Annotated in this window: 9 protein-coding genes; 7 read left to right on the forward strand and 2 right to left on the reverse strand. The window is 32.0% G+C overall.

Annotated features, from left to right (window positions below):
* Positions 1 to 318 precede the first annotated feature (318 nt).
* From ACYSNV_RS10255 to fabV, 6 genes are all read left to right on the forward strand, one after another.
* Positions 319 to 1,284, forward strand: a complete 966-nt coding sequence (locus ACYSNV_RS10255; protein WP_461762475.1) for a helix-turn-helix domain-containing protein — start codon at positions 319 to 321, stop codon at positions 1,282 to 1,284.
* 14 nt (positions 1,285 to 1,298) lie between these two features.
* The gene (locus ACYSNV_RS10260; RefSeq protein WP_461762476.1) at positions 1,299 to 2,465 is read left to right on the forward strand and encodes a helix-turn-helix domain-containing protein; all 1,167 of its coding nucleotides are present in this window, start codon (positions 1,299 to 1,301) and stop codon (positions 2,463 to 2,465) included.
* A 1,140-nt stretch (positions 2,466 to 3,605) separates the two neighbouring features.
* Positions 3,606 to 4,895: a gliding motility-associated C-terminal domain-containing protein gene (locus tag ACYSNV_RS10265; protein ID WP_461762477.1), complete on the forward strand. Its 1,290-nt coding sequence runs from the start codon at positions 3,606 to 3,608 to the stop codon at positions 4,893 to 4,895.
* Positions 4,896 to 4,904: 9 nt separating this feature from the next.
* Positions 4,905 to 5,840 (forward strand): PorP/SprF family type IX secretion system membrane protein, encoded by a 936-nt coding sequence (locus ACYSNV_RS10270; protein ID WP_461762516.1) that lies wholly within the window; start codon positions 4,905 to 4,907, stop codon positions 5,838 to 5,840.
* Positions 5,841 to 5,854: 14 nt separating this feature from the next.
* Positions 5,855 to 7,828, forward strand: a complete 1,974-nt coding sequence (locus ACYSNV_RS10275) for an OmpA family protein (protein WP_461762478.1) — start codon at positions 5,855 to 5,857, stop codon at positions 7,826 to 7,828.
* Positions 7,829 to 8,101: 273 nt separating this feature from the next.
* Entirely contained in the window at positions 8,102 to 9,298 is a 1,197-nt protein-coding gene (gene fabV / locus ACYSNV_RS10280) for an enoyl-ACP reductase FabV (RefSeq protein WP_461762479.1), read from the forward strand.
* Positions 9,299 to 9,554: 256 nt separating this feature from the next.
* Here fabV and ACYSNV_RS10285 read toward each other — a convergent pair whose 3' ends face one another.
* Complete coding sequence (locus ACYSNV_RS10285) at positions 9,555 to 12,005, reverse strand: ATP-binding protein (protein WP_461762480.1); 2,451 nt, start codon at positions 12,003 to 12,005, stop codon at positions 9,555 to 9,557.
* Between the two features lie 642 nt (positions 12,006 to 12,647).
* Here ACYSNV_RS10285 and ACYSNV_RS10290 point away from each other — a divergent pair.
* Positions 12,648 to 14,261 (forward strand): mechanosensitive ion channel family protein, encoded by a 1,614-nt coding sequence (locus ACYSNV_RS10290; RefSeq protein ID WP_461762481.1) that lies wholly within the window; start codon positions 12,648 to 12,650, stop codon positions 14,259 to 14,261.
* 264 nt (positions 14,262 to 14,525) lie between these two features.
* Here the strand turns inward: ACYSNV_RS10290 and ACYSNV_RS10295 are convergent, their stop codons facing one another.
* Positions 14,526 to 15,668: an acyl-CoA dehydrogenase family protein gene (locus ACYSNV_RS10295; protein WP_461762482.1), complete on the reverse strand. Its 1,143-nt coding sequence runs from the start codon at positions 15,666 to 15,668 to the stop codon at positions 14,526 to 14,528.
* Between the last annotated feature and the right edge of the window lie 56 nt (positions 15,669 to 15,724).

Genomic DNA, 15,724 nt, shown 5'->3' on the forward strand with positions numbered 1-15,724 from the left:
AAAGCTCCGTTAATTATATGTAAAATTTTGATGATTCTGCAAAATTGAACTAATGTGTTTAAGTTTTGTTAAAAGTATTTGGGTTTTATTTTAAGATAGTGTAAATCTTTGTTTTATTCTGGAAAATATGACATAGAATTAAATATAAATAATAATTTTGTAACGCTTTAGAAAAATAATTTATAGGTCTTACTATACTTTGTTTGTCCCCACTTTTAAAGTATTTTTAAAATTTACGATTGCTACCTTTTTTATAATATAGAATTGGTACGTGAGAAAGTGTATTCTAAAGTGAGTTATTTTAATACCTTACTGACGATGAATGCTAATAATTATGTTAAACAAAAAATAAAAGGTTTATTTACCTTTAGATTTTTTTTAGGTGTAATGCTGTTTATTTCTATTTTACAGTGTGCCCTGAGTTTATTTGATTCACAGTACTCTGTGATTTGTTTTGCTGTACCCTTGCTGTATATTTATACAAAGTATACAAACAAGCAAATGCTTGATTATCTTGATAATATAAGATGGCATTTAGCAGGTGGAGTAGCAATGTTAGCCTTGCAATTGTTTACCAATAGCTTGGAGTTTACTTTTTTACAAATAAGTTATTTGTTATTATACAGTTTTTTGACCTACCGAAATACTTTTTCGGCGGCAAGAGATAATATGCATAAGATTACCGTTAGTGTAGTGGTTGTCTATAGTTATTTTATAGTTTCTTTTGCACTTGTTAAGATTTTAGAGATTTGTACTGATTATATGCAGTATACTCCTGCCATTGAGTTTGCATTTGTAACTTTTTGTCTAAGCTTATTGGCTGTTATATTTGTCTTTTTAGCAGTAATAGGTGTTAATTTAGATCAATACTATACAAAAGTTAGTTCGGAGAAAAACGATGCTGCAAATCAAAGTATACCTAATCCAGCTCGTAAGGCATTTGTGCTTTCATCTAGCGCTAGTGGAATCATAGAGTTTTTCGAATCTAATCAGGCCGTTTTAAATCCTAATTTTAGTATTGAAGATTTAGCATACTCTGTTAATTTGTCTAAGAGTGAAGTTTCGGAGGTTATTAATCAAGAATTGGCTATTAATTTTTACCAGTTAGTTGCCAAGTATCGAATAGATCACGCTAAGACATTACTACAAACAAAAGATAAATTAACCATAGAGGCAATAGTGGAAGAATCTGGCTTTAATTCAAAAAGTACTTTCAATAAGTATTTTAAGTTGTTTGTTGGGCAAACACCTTCGGATTATCGAAATGATTATATTACTTTGTAACACAGGGAGTTATTATGGATTCTAATGTTTATTTAGTTGTTTTAACTTTGACTATTTCCTTGTCAATAATTTCCTATTATTTAACAAGCTATTTAACGCAAGTTACTTATACGCAAAGGGCAAATAAGATATTTCTTTTATTTTTTATTGCAAGTTGTAGTTTTACTTTATTTACAAAGTTTTACTTACCCCAGCATGTCTTTGTTTATATTGGGGCCCCTTTTATTATGTTTTATGGGCCTTTTTTCTTTTACTTCTTGGTTTGTTTAGATAGGGAGAGAAATAGCTATGCAATTTGCAAGACCAAAGTATGGTATCATTTTTTAATACCTGGAATATTTAGTTTAGTCTATTTATTTGCTGTATTTAACCTAGAGACTTTGGGTATAAAATTTTTAGTTTATTACTATTTGACTTTATATCTAGTTACTGGAGTTACATTGGCTATCTATGCTGTATTTGGGTATTTGATGCTTATGCGTGGACAATTAGCCCATGGCTTTAGACTCTTTTTGTTAGGCGTGGTGTGGTATATGTTATTTATGGCTATTGTTATTGTTGGTTTGGGGATTTATAATGTAATTCCCAACAATGATCAAGATGTTATATACTATGGTAATTTAGTTCTAGCTATTTTATTGTTTCATTACTCTAGACAACAAGTAATAGAGTTTAGAAATCTGCATTTGCAGGCTTTAAAAAGCGAAAAGGTGCAGGTGAAAACTCCGGTGGGTGTAACCTCACAAGTACAGCAAAACACGGTTGCGGATCAAAGCACTTTGGATTATTCAGGTAAGTACATTAAGAGTCAATTATCTGCGGAGTATTTGCGTACATGTCAAAAGAAAATTGAGCATTATGCTGTTGATTTAAAATATTATAAGCAAGCAGACTTTAATGTTGATAAGTTAAGAGCTTTAACTGGTATTCCTAAGTATCATATTGCCCAAGCTTTTACAGTTTTATATGGCATGAATTTCAATAGTTTTATCAATGAAAAACGAATTGAGTATGCACTTTTACTACTCGAGCAAGAGGACTACAATATTTCTGTTAATGATTTATCTGAGCGTTCGGGTTTTAATTCAAGAACGTCTTTTTTTAGAGCGTTTAAAAAAAAGACAGGTATGTCACCAACTCATTACATTGAGGATTTAAAGTATAAAATTAAAAAATTATAATTTTTATTGAATATAGATTCGCAATTAGATCTTGTGAATCCTAACAAATTTTCGCTCAAACAACAAAACAATTTTTTCTAAAAAAACTACTTCAACTCTTTGGAGTAGTTTTTTTTTATACCACTATTACACAAAGAAGTCTTTTTTTAGGAAAGTAGCAGGTCTATAGTTTTTTTAAGTTAAAAATATTTACGGGCTGTAGTTTCTTTTTAAGTCCTATTTGATAGGGTGTTTTTTAGCTTTTGTCTGTTTTTTGTACTAACATTTTTTAATGGGGATTCTTATTTTTTATTTTTTGGAACATAAAAAAAGGGTAGTGGTGTTATTTAGTTGATAGATAGTGTTTTGAAATATTTTTTTTTCGTGAATTTGATAGATGAACTAATTTTATGCACCATGGTTTAATTAATAAATATCGATTTTTGTTTTTTAACTATACGTAAATTAATCTAATGATTTAAAGCGTCTATCCAAGTAGTTGTTTTTATAAAGGTGAGTTGTATAGTTGTTATAAAAGGCTGTAAAGTAGTTTTTTGTTGTCTACTTTATAATTTGTATCCATGTTTTTAAGACAGGTTGTAATTTATGTAATCCGTTTTATAAACGACAAATTAATTTTCTTTCAAGTATCTCGCTGTGAGATGTAAATAAAACAGTATTAAGCCACTTTAGGCTCCTTTGAAAAAGGGAGCCTTTTTTTATGGTTTATTTTGTTTTTTTTAGTTTTCTATTTCGTGCTTTTTGCTTCTCAAAGCATAAATATATGTCTGTTTTAAGTCCAAATAATTGATTTAAATAAGAGTGCTTTTTTTAGATATATCTCTTTTGTGAAAATCTTTTTTTGGCAGGAAATATTTTTTGTTTTTACAGGAAATGATTTGGGTTTAAAAATAACGAAAATTTCTTTTTTTCTTTTTTTTTATACCTGTTAAAGTCAATGGAATCAAGGGATGGGCTACCGTTAAGGTTAATAATCTTGTATAAATTTACCAAATTCTGTTAAAGTTTGTTTTTAAGTTTGTTTTTATTTGTTAAATTTACAATTAAATATATGTTATTCTTGTTTAAAATTGTGTTAATTATAAAATCAAGAATAGATTCAGCCTGTTTATTAATTAAGAATTATTATAGAGAAAGAATATGAAAATAGAACGAGTATATAGTTGTTTGTTTTTGCTTGGTTTATGTATGGTAATTCCGATAAAGGATATGCAGGCACAAACAAGCAATGTGTTTTCAAATAGTGGTGTGTTTTATGTAAGTCCTGGAACGCAAATCGGAGTTGTATCCGAATTTGTTAATGAATCACCTAAGGCTCAAGATATGTTTGAGAATAATGGAAGCATTAGTTTTTTTAATGACTTTACCAATTTAGGTGTTTTTGATTATGATCATAAATTAAATTCAGGAGAGGTGTATTTCTCCAAGGAAATATCGGAGATGGCAATAAAAGGGGCGGACAATCCAACTTTATTTAACCAAGTTTATTTCGAATCGGAATTTAATATTTCTTTGGAAAATGCTATAAGTGTTGGGAAAACGGCATTTTTTAATAAAGGCTTGTTATATGTGAATAAGGATAGTGGAAGTATCACTTTTTTAGAAAACAGTACACACCAAGGCGCTGGTGATCATACCCATGTAGTGGGATTTGTTGAAAAGCAAGGAGATGGTTTTTTTACCATGCCAATTGGCAACGGTTCTTATTACCGCTCTATGAGTCTGGTTCAAGACCAAAAGAGTAAAGATATTTTTGCCGCTAAGTATGTTTATGAAAATCCGATTCTTGGGCGTGAAGGTAAATCTCCTGGTATTATCACTGTGGATAATGCGGAGTATTGGGAATTAGATACATCATCTGCCGATGGTAGGGTTATTATATCTCTTACGTGGAACGAAGCTACTACTCCGCGAGAAATTTATGAAAAAGCAGCTCAAGACAACTTAAGTGTTTTATGGTGGGATCAAACCAATGGGGTTTGGGTAGATGAGGGAGGAGCTGTGGATATGGCCAATAAGACCGTTACAAGTACTACCGAAACAAAAGCCAAAGGTATTTTTACACTAGGAGTAGTAAATCAAGATGGGGGTCCAGATCAAGATGATCAGGTAATTATCTACAATGGAGTTACCCCTAATGGTGATGGTCACAATGATTATTTTATAATTAAAAACATTCATAAATACCCAAACAACAGTGTTGAGGTAGTTAATAGATGGGGAAATACCGTATTTAGTACAACAAATTACGATAGAAATGGAGATGGATCTGATAATGTTTTTGCTGGCCAGGCTAAAGGAAAAGGTGTAAATGCCTCTGGTAAGCTACCATCAGGAACCTATTTCTATATTGTAAAGTATGAATATACCGATAAGAATGGTACTAGGTGGATTAAAAAAGCAGGTTATTTGAATTTAGAAAACAACTAAAACGTGATGATGAGAGTTAAAAATAGTATATCGAAGAAACTAGTGCTACTAGTGTTTTTTCTTGGAGTTCCTTTTCTTGGCTTGGCACAGCAAGACCCACAGTATACACAGTATATGTATAATACAACTAATATAAACCCCGCTTATACGGGTAGTAAAGGACACTTGAGTTTTTTTGGTTTATATCGTGCACAGTGGGTGGGTTTAGATGGTGCTCCCAAAACATTTAACTTCGCTGCCGATTCGCCACTAGGAGATAGTAAATTGTCTTTAGGGGTAAATTTTGTAAATGATAAAATTGGAGCCACTACAGAAAATACCTTTGCAATTAATCTTGCCTATACGGTGAACTTGACCTATGATTTAAAGCTAGCTTTTGGTTTAAAAGGAACCGGGAACTTATTTAATGTGGATTATACTAAGTTAGATATAGAGGACCCAAATGATCCGTTAATGCAGACAAACATTAAAAATAAGTTTAATCCCAATATAGGAGCTGGATTATTTTTATATTCCGATAGAGGATATGTTGGATTTTCCATACCACATCTATTAGAAACCAATGTGGGGGAGATTGATGGAATGAAAATTTTAAGACAAAAGGCCCATTATTATCTAATGGCAGGATATGTGTTTGATGTTAGCCAAAGTGTCAAACTTAAGCCAGCAGCCTTGGCTAAGGCAGTTGATGGTGCGCCAGTTCAAGTAGATATAACAGCCAATGCAATGTTTATGGAAAGATTGACCTTAGGGGTTGCTTACCGGGTAAATGCTTCGGTGAGTGCTTTGGCCGGTTTTCAAGTTAGTGATAATATTTTTATTGGGTATACTTATGATGCTGATACCTCTAAACTTAAAAACTATAATAACGGATCACATGAAATATTTTTAAGATTTGATTTATTTAATCGCTATAACAAGGTGAGTAGTTCGCGATTCTTTTAACAATTATTAGTATTATGAAAGGAAATATAAAAAAAATCTCGATTACACTTTTTAGCTTTTTGTTAGTTTTTACTAGTTGGTCTCAAAACAAGGCGGCTTTACGTGGAAATAAGCAATTTGATAATTTAGCTTATTCCCAGGCTATTGAGACTTATCATCAAGCTGTGAAAAAGGGAGATGATTCGCTAGAGACTTTAAAAAATTTAGCTGATTCATACTTTTTAAATGGAAGGTATGATAATGCGAAAATTTGGTATGAAGAACTTTTTAATAAGCACAAGGATATCAATTCTAGTGATGTATATTATAACTATATACTAAGTTTAAAGTCACAGGAAGATTATCAAAAGGCGGATTCCTTAATGGGGGTAATGGCTCAGCGATTTCCACAGGATAATAGGGTGAGGTTATTTAATAAAGATACACACTACCTAAAGACTTTAGCAATTAATCCTTATGCATATTCTATTCGAGCTTTAGATAAGATAAACACACCCTACGCTGACTTTGGAGCAACAATGTATAAAGGACATATGATATTTGCTTCCTCTCAGGAAAGGAGTGATTATTATCAAAGAATTCACAATTGGACAGGAGATCCGTTTACCAAGCTATATTCTGCTGAGATATTTATCGATGGACAGGTTGGTAAGACAAAGCCTTTTTCAAAAAAGCTAGAAGCAAAGTTCAATGAATCAACACCTGTGTTCTCAAGAGATGGAAATACCATGTATTTCTCAAGTAATGATAGGGATTATAAATCTGTAGAGGATATAAACTATATTCACTTATATAAAGCAACCTATAATGGGAGCACATGGGGTAATGTAATAAAACTTCCAATTAATGTCCCTAATGCAAGTAGTGCACACCCGGCGCTTTCTCCGGATGAAAAATGGTTGTATTTTGTGTCAGACAGAGATGGCGGTTTTGGACAAAGTGATTTGTATCGTGTTGGCATTAACTCTGATCAGAGTTTCTCGGAGGTAGAAAATTTGGGAGAGGTAATAAATACGGAGGCACGTGAGAACTTTCCGTTTATAAGTGATAAGAATGTATTGTATTTTGCCTCCGATGGACATCCTGGGGTTGGAGGTTTAGATATTTATGGTGTACAGATTAATTCCGATGGTAGTTTTGGATCTGTTATAAATTTAGGACCATCTATTAACTCGCCCTATGACGATTTTGCGTTTTATTTAGATAATCATGGTAAATATGGGTTTATGACTTCAAATCGTCCAGGAGGAAAAGGTAAAGATGATTTGTATTTAGTTCGTGAACTTGAGGGAATAGATTTAAGTTTGTATAAAACAATCAAAGGTAAGATATATAATATAGATGGGTATTCCCCTGTGAGTCAAGCCAGAATATCTCTTCATGATCAACAAAATAATGTTGTTGCTCAGGTATATTCCAATGAAATGGGTAATTATAGTTTTGAGGATAAAATCACTTATATCGGTTATACTATTTCCGTGGAAGCTTTAGGATTTAATCAGATTCAGATTGGCTTTACAGGAATGACTCAAAACAATACTATAGTAGTAGACTTTGGTTTAGAACAGGTAAATACTCAACCTATTATAGAAATAGCTGGTACCAAAATTGACAAAGGAATGGATCTGGCAGTTGTGTTACAAATGCAGTCTATTTACTTTGGCTTTGATAAGTACAATATTACCCCTAGGGCAGAAAGACAATTAGAGAATATCCTGCAAGTACTTCGTGAGAACCCAACGGTAACTCTTTTAATAAGATCACATACCGATAGTAGAGGTAATTATAATTATAACTTAGGCCTTTCTAAAAAAAGAGCCGACTCAACCAAAGCTTGGCTGGTTAAAAACGGAATTGAGAATTGGAGATTAGCAACCGAAGGAGTAGGGTCTAATGAGCCACTTAATAACTGTAGACCTGGAGTTACTTGTTCCGAAGAGCAACATGCAGTTAATAGAAGAAGTGAGTTTATTGTAATTGATTTTTAAAAGCAAAGTAAGGTTTATATTAAGGTTTTTTATTAATTTGGGTCTCTTTCTTTTTAGAAATGAGACCTTTTTTTATTTGCTTAGATATTGAATTTTAGTGTTTTGTGATAAACTTGTATAATTGGTCCTTTGGAAATAAGCTTTATGTTTTAGTATAGATACCCCTGGTGAAAATTATGCGATTTAAAAATATTGATTACATAGGTGAATAGTTGCTAGAAATTGCTTAATTTGCAACTTAGAATTAATTCGAAAAGTAGAAAAAGATTTATAATGATAATACAACCTAGAACACGAGGATTTATTTGCTTAACTTCTCATCCACAAGGATGTGCAGAAAATGTTAGAACGCAAATTGAATATGTAAAATCGAAAGGACTAATTGAAAATGGTCCTAAAAAAGTATTGGTTATAGGAGCTTCTACCGGTTTTGGTTTGGCTTCGCGTATTTCTGCTGCCTTTGGATCTAATGCAGCGACTATTGGAGTGTTTTTTGAAAAACCAGCAGCTCCTGGTAAACCTGGTACTGCAGGGTGGTATAATTCAGCAGCCTTTGAGCAACAAGCTCATCAAGCTGGTTTATACGCAAAGAGTATCAACGGAGACGCTTTCTCAGATGAGATAAAAAAAGAAACAATAGAGTTAATTAAAAAAGATTTAGGTCAAGTTGACTTGGTTATTTACAGCTTAGCTTCTCCACGTAGAACTAATCCAAAAACAGGAGTAGCTCATTCGTCAGTTTTAAAGCCAATTGGAGAGACTTTTTCAAATAAAACTGTAGATTTCCACACGGGAGTTGTTTCTGAGGTATCTATTGATCCTATTAAGTCCCAAGAAGACATTGACAATACCATTGCTGTGATGGGTGGTGAAGATTGGAAGTTTTGGATGGAGGATTTAAAAGCGGCAGGTGTTTTAGCACAAGGATGTAAAACAGTTGCTTATTCTTATATTGGACCAGAACTAACTTATCCTATTTACCGTAATGGTACAATTGGTATGGCTAAGAATGATTTAGAAAATACGGTAGATTATTTAAATGGGTTATTGGCCGATTTAAATGGAGTTTCTTATGTATCGGTAAATAAAGCCTTAGTAACTCAATCAAGTTCAGCAATTCCAGTGGTTCCTTTATATATCTCTTTATTGTATAAAGTAATGAAAGAAAAAGGTATTCATGAGGGTTGTATCGAACAAATGCAACGTTTATTTGCCGATCGTCTTTATAGTTCAACTACTCAGGTAGATCAACAAGGACGTATCCGCGTTGATGATTTAGAGATGCGTGAAGATGTACAGGCCGAAGTAGCTAAATTATGGGATGCAGTTACTACACAAAACATTGAAGAGATTTCGGATTTGAAAGGATATAAAAAAGACTTCTTTAATTTGTTTGGATTTGAATTTGATTCTATTGATTATCAACAAGACACTAATGAATTAGTTGGTGTTCCTAGTATTGAAAAATAGTAGAATTAAAAAAAAATAAAGGATAAAAATAAGCTCGGTAGAAATACCGAGCTTATTTTTTTTGATCATTTGATTTTAGGTTAAATCGCAAAACTGAGCTAATAGGTTTTTAAGAACCCTATTTTATTATTTGAAGATAAGATAAATCATAGAGTATAAAGTAAGCAATTCTCATAAGAAAAACTCAAAGTGAAATTTCGCTTTTCTTGGTTATCCTTTAGGGAGTTAGAGTAAATAAAATCTTATCGGGAATAAACTAATTTTTAAAGTGATCCTTTTTAAGTTTATCTAAAACTTCAATAATTTTAGATTGCAAATTCTTAATGTAATCTTCTAACTCTTTTTTGTTGGTTATCTTTATTTGTTTGTCTTCTAACTCTTGCAAGGTATCAATTAGTCCATGGATATTAATTTGCTTAAACATAGGTAGCATTTTATGGGCTATTCTTGCAATTTGGTCTAAGTCATTCTCCTCGGCAGCATATTGTAGATCAAGTAGATTTTCTTGTGTGCTTTCAATAAAAATTAAAAGAATTTTTTGTAGAGCAGCAGGTTCTTTACCAATGAATTTTTGTAAATCCGTTAAATCATAAAGAGTATCTTTTTTAGTTATTACTGATAAAGTAGAATCTTTTTGTTTGTTTTGTCTTTCTATAATGGTTGCGAAATTAGGAATTAAAAGTTTTGCTATTTGGAATAAAAGTTGGTTTAAATTAAGTGGTTTATTATGAGAATCGGTAAACCCAGCTTGGGTGAAATCATTAGTATTCAAATCTCTTTTTCCAGAGAGCGCAATAATTGGTATATTTCGTAATACAGGTGTATTTCGGATTTGCTGTACAAGTTCAAAACCATCTAATTGAGGCATTTGAATATCACTTAATAGAATATCGACGTTTTTATTCTCTAGTATAGGAATAACTTTTGTTGCATCATTAACCAAGATAACTTGTTTGAATAAAGGGGTGAAAATTTCTTGTAAAAGTTGCAATTGAATTTTATCATCATCCACCATCAGAATTGTTTTATCTAAGAAGAATCCGGATTCTGCATAATTATACTCCAAAGAAGTGTTGTGGTGTGAAACAGGATCAAATAATGGTAGTTGAATGTAAAAAGTAGATCCCTGATCGATTTGACTCTCCACCCAAATTTTACCATCTAATAGCTCAATTAATCGCTTAGAGATGGTTAGCCCAAGTCCTGTACCTCCAAATTTTTTCTCTATTCCTTGATGTGCTTGGGTGAATTCAAGAAATATTTGATCTAGTTGTTCAGGCTTGATTCCAATTCCTGTGTCTTTCACGGCAATGTTTAATTCTTGGGAGTTTTTGGTAGCTATAACCTTTACACTTCCTTGTTGGGTGAATTTGATAGCGTTGGAGATAAGGTTAGTTAAGATTTGTTTGATGCGGTATGCATCAATATTAAAATCTTGGTCTAAACTAGGGTCAATATCCCAGTGTAGATCAATGTTTTTATTAACAGCCAACATTTCTAATTCTTCACAAGTACTTTTTATTAGGTATTTTAAATTGGTGTTTGTATAACTGATTGTTATTTTGTTGTTTTCTAAACGTGAGAAATCAGTTAAATCCTGAATTAAATTGGCTATGTATTTTACACAAGATTTAATATTAGCAACATATTGGTTTTGCTTTTGGTCTAAAGAGCTATTTTTTAGTAAGTCGGTAAATCCCACTAGACTTCCAATAGGAGTTTGTAGATCATGAGTAACGGTAGCAAAGAGCATCGTTTTACTACGAAGTAGGTTTTCTTTTTCTTTGTTTAATTCTTCCAAAGCAATTCGATATTGTTGGTTTTGATTTATATCTTTAATAATAATAAAACCTAATATGATAATAACCAATAAGGCCGATCCTCCCATATATGCTATATTGGTAGATGCGGCGCTTATATGATATTTGCTTTCATTTATTTTTTGATAAGAAAGTGCTATTATATTTTGCTCTACATTTAGTAGAATATCATTTAATTGATCGGTAATTACTTTATTGTGTTCAAGTAATTGCAATTCTCTTGTATAAAGTACGTGTTGTTGTTGTTTTATTTTTTCTTGCGTTGCTAGAACTATTCTTTGCATTGAATTAATCAATGAATCGGCAATACTTGGATAAGTTACAGTGGTTTTTATTGTATCGGTGTGGTCCCCTTTAAACAAACGAGCCAGGGCTCCTCTTTTTTCTTTATTTTTGGTTTGTTCGACAATGGGTTCAATGTTTTTTTCAATTTCTTGACGCAGATCATATATTTCAGCAAATGCATCTGCGTAATTACTTTGTTCCTCTATGGCTCTTCTGGCAATTAAAAGTTGATTGAAGCTATTTTTCTTCTTGATTACTAATTCCTTAACAGTAGTTAATTTAGATATTATAACTTTATCACTTACTTGTAATTGAAGTTGATCTATTTGAGATATTACAGTATCTAATTGGGAATAATAGATCTGGATATCTTTTTGGCTATTACTTAAAATAGCATTTCTACTATAAGACTCTGCATTGAAAAGGTTGTTGATAGTGCTACTGATTAAAAAAGCTTTATTGTGCTCTTGTTCCATTAATACTTCGGGTCTAGTAAAAGTTTTGGCCTCTTTATAAATATAAGCTCCAGAAAGTATTACGGTAGAAAAAAGAATAAAATAAAGAATGAAAATCTTAAGCTTTATTGATTTGGTAGCTCTCATGTAATTTGGTGTTATTAAAAGATGTAGCAAAAATACAAAACAAGTTGCAAGTATTTATTGGATTACGTTTTATATGTAAAATAACTTATTTTTATTACTAAAAGCTAGTTAGCGGGAATTTTAAAAGCTTATTGTGGTGTTTAGTTTGTGCTTTTGCATGTAATTTCTACCTATAACAAGCGTATGAAATATCAGGATTGATTGTGCTTTTTGAGTTTTAATTTGTTTTATTTTCCTGAAAAAAAGGGTGTTTATAATAAAATAAAAGGGCTGGTCATTGAATTGCGTTATAGATGGATTTTAAGCAGTAGGCTTTAGTGGGAATTAGAAACATCTTTTTTGTTAATAATACTTCATTTTATTGGACAGTGCATTATATAGTAAACGAATTAGAAACTTAATATATAAGATTATAACAACTTAATACACAATAGTGGTAAATTTCCGTATACAGCCAAGTTAATAGTTAGCTATTACAATTAAGTAGGAGAGATGTGGTATAGTAATGATTTTGTTTTTTGTAAAAAAGTAATATATAAAAATATTTTTAACAAAACTAATAGGTAAATGATTTTTATATACCTTTTTATAACTACATTTATAATTGTTTTTTTAAGATAAATTTTAGTTTTTATTTTTTATATGCAAACAATTCGATTTTTTGTAGTTGTAAGTTTTATTTTCTTGTTTACCGCTGGGTTCTCACAAAATAAAAACAAGAAAACCCCTGTTTTAACCAATACAAGTAAAACCGAGGTGGTAAAAACTGTTGTGGTAGTTATGGAGAAAACACCTGTTATCAATTTCAGGGATACCTTGTTTTATGTTTATGGAAATATCGGTTCGTTTACCTCTAAGCAAAGAGCTAGATCCATTGAAGAAAAAATTGATAACCTGGCCAATAACTATGCTTTTAATAAAGACTCTATTTATTTTGAACAAGCTGGAAGCTTTTTGAATTTAATTTACGAAAAACAAATCCTTATGAGTGTTGATAGTATTCAGGCTGCTCAGGAGGGTAAGACCAGCTTACAGGCCGCTGAATTCTACAAAGAAAAAATAATCCAAGGAGTAGAACAAAGAAAACATCACACTTCTTGGGAGCAAATATCTTTGCAAGTTGCTGGAGTAGTGGTTATTGTTGTTTTAGAGTACTTCTTGCTGAAATTTCTTTATTTTATGTATCGAAAAGCTAGAGTGGCTATTTGGCATGCTCGGGGCAAAAGAATAAAAGGACTCTTTGGTATTATAGATGATCAAAGGGCAATGTTAACCACCATTGCCCTTGTTAAGGCAATACGTTTTTTATTTATGCTGATTTTCCTGTATTTAGGTCTTTTGGCCATCTTTAAACTATTTCCATATACAAAGCATCTATCCGATGAACTTCTAAATTATGTACTTTCTCCTCTTTTTAAAGTTGGAAAAAGTATACAGGGTTATTTGCCTAACTTTTTCACTATCTTAGTTATTGTCCTTTTATTTAATTATGTGCGAAAATTTCTACGTTCAGTAGCTGAGAAAATAAGTGTAAATAAGATTACTATTAAGGGATTTTATCCAGATTGGGCTTTTCCTACTTATCATATTTTAAGGGGTATTCTTTTTATATTTATGTTTATTTTTATTTTTCCTTATTTACCAAACTCCGATTCTCAAATATTCCAAGGTGTCTCTGTATTTGCTGGTCTTATGCTTTCTTTGGGATCCACCTCTGTGGTTGGAAACCTAGTAGCAGGGTTAGTAATTACCTATATGCGTCCTTTTCGTATTGGGGATCGTATTAAACTAGGAGAATTCACCGGAGATGTCTTGGAGAAGACCTCACTTGTAACCCGTATTAAAACTCCGAAGAATGAAATTATAACCATTCCAAACTCTAATATAATGTCTGCTCATACGATTAACTTTTCTCAAAGTGCAAAAGAGCATGGGCTGATTCTTTTTATTGTAGTGGCGGTAGGTTACGAAGTACCATGGCAAAAAGTACATGAAATGCTTTACGAGGTTGCCAATCGTACCGAACATGTTATAAAAAGACATAAACCTTTTGTGTTACAAGATCAATTTCGAGATTCATACATTGATTATCAATTAAATGTTTATGTAAGAGATGCTAAGATAACGGCTAAAGTACACTCGGATTTACGACAACACACCCAAGATGTTTTCCATGAGAATAATATTGAACTTGTGGCCACTAGTTTTGTGGTAAATAAAATAGTGAGCGATATAAATCTGGTACAAACTAAATAAAAAGCACTTTTTTTAAGTAGAATAAATTAGTAGTGCTCGCTTGTTTTGGTGAGTTAAAATTAGCACAAAGTGAATTGGTGAATTTTTTATTTTATGCTAATGGAGATAGATGAAAAACACTTGTTTTACAAAGGATTAATTTTGGTTAAAACAGATAAAATATCCTTTAGCTTTAAAAGTGAGTAGTGGGTATTAAAAAAGGCAGTAATTAACAATTACTGCCTTTTTAATTTATGTTTGTATTAGAAATAAATACCTATTTAGTTATTCTTTTGCAATTCCTCGAGAGATAACAATTTTTTGGATTTCGGATGTTCCTTCGTAGATTTGAGTGATTTTTGCATCACGCATCATTCTTTCAACATGGTATTCTCTAACATAACCATTACCTCCGTGAATTTGAACTGCTTCGATTGTAGTATCCATTGCTGTTTTGGATGCGAATAATTTTGCCATTGCACCAGAGATAGATATATCTTGCCCATTGTCTTTCTCCGCAGCTGCTTTAAAACAAAGTAAACGAGCCGCTGAAATGTTGGTAGCCATATCAGCTAGTTTAAAAGCAATTGCTTGATGATTTATAATTTCAGTTCCAAATGCTTTACGTTCTTTAGCATATTTTAATGATAATTCGTAAGCACCTTGCGCAATACCTAAAGCTTGGGAAGCAATACCAATTCTTCCACCGTTTAAAACATTCATAGCAAAAGCAAACCCAAATCCATCAGGACCAATACGATTAGCTTTTGGTACTTTAACATCTGTAAACATTAATGAGTGTGTATCAGAACCTCTGATTCCCATTTTTTGTTCTTTTGCTCCGATTTCAAAACCAGGAGTTCCTTTTTCTATAATAAGGGCATTAATACCTTTATGTTTTTTATCAGCGTGTGTTTGTGCTATTACAATAAATGTATCTGCTGTACCACCATTTGTAATCCAGTTTTTAGTACCGTTAACCAAATAGTAATCCCCCATATCTATGGCCGTTGTTTTTTGGGATGTAGCATCTGAACCTGCTTCAGGCTCGGATAAACAAAATGCTCCAATTACTTGACCAGATGCAAGAGGAACCAAGAACTTTTCTTTTTGTTCTTCACTGGCGTATTTTTCAAGACCAGCACATACAAGAGAGTTATTTACGGACATTACAACTGCTGCCGAAGCATCTACTTTAGCGATTTCTTCCATTGCAAGAACATAAGAAACACTATCTAATCCACTTCCTCCATATTTTGGGTCTACCATCATTCCTAGGAATCCTAGCTCTCCTAATTTCTTCACTTGTTCTGCTGGGAAGATAGAATGTTCATCTCTTTCAATTACGCCCGGAAGTAACTCGGTTTGTGCGAAATCACGTGCAGCTTGTTGAATCATCAACTGCTCTTCTGATAAATTAAAATCCATTTGTAAATCTCTTATTTAATAGTTATTTTGATTTTTTTAGTTCTCAAATATATAGG

It is taken from the genome of Myroides sp. LJL119 (assembly GCF_054871605.1).

Coding starts and splice junctions, on each gene's coding strand:
- ACYSNV_RS10270 (WP_461762516.1), top strand. CDS start 4,905: ATGAGAGTTAAAAATAGTATATCGAAGAAACTAGTGCTACTAGTGTTT.
- fabV (WP_461762479.1), top strand. CDS start 8,102: ATGATAATACAACCTAGAACACGAGGATTTATTTGCTTAACTTCTCAT.
- ACYSNV_RS10255 (WP_461762475.1), top strand. CDS start 319: ATGAATGCTAATAATTATGTTAAACAAAAAATAAAAGGTTTATTTACC.
- ACYSNV_RS10295 (WP_461762482.1), bottom strand. CDS start 15,668: ATGGATTTTAATTTATCAGAAGAGCAGTTGATGATTCAACAAGCTGCA.
- ACYSNV_RS10260 (WP_461762476.1), top strand. CDS start 1,299: ATGGATTCTAATGTTTATTTAGTTGTTTTAACTTTGACTATTTCCTTG.
- ACYSNV_RS10265 (WP_461762477.1), top strand. CDS start 3,606: ATGAAAATAGAACGAGTATATAGTTGTTTGTTTTTGCTTGGTTTATGT.
- ACYSNV_RS10290 (WP_461762481.1), top strand. CDS start 12,648: ATGCAAACAATTCGATTTTTTGTAGTTGTAAGTTTTATTTTCTTGTTT.
- ACYSNV_RS10275 (WP_461762478.1), top strand. CDS start 5,855: ATGAAAGGAAATATAAAAAAAATCTCGATTACACTTTTTAGCTTTTTG.
- ACYSNV_RS10285 (WP_461762480.1), bottom strand. CDS start 12,005: ATGAGAGCTACCAAATCAATAAAGCTTAAGATTTTCATTCTTTATTTT.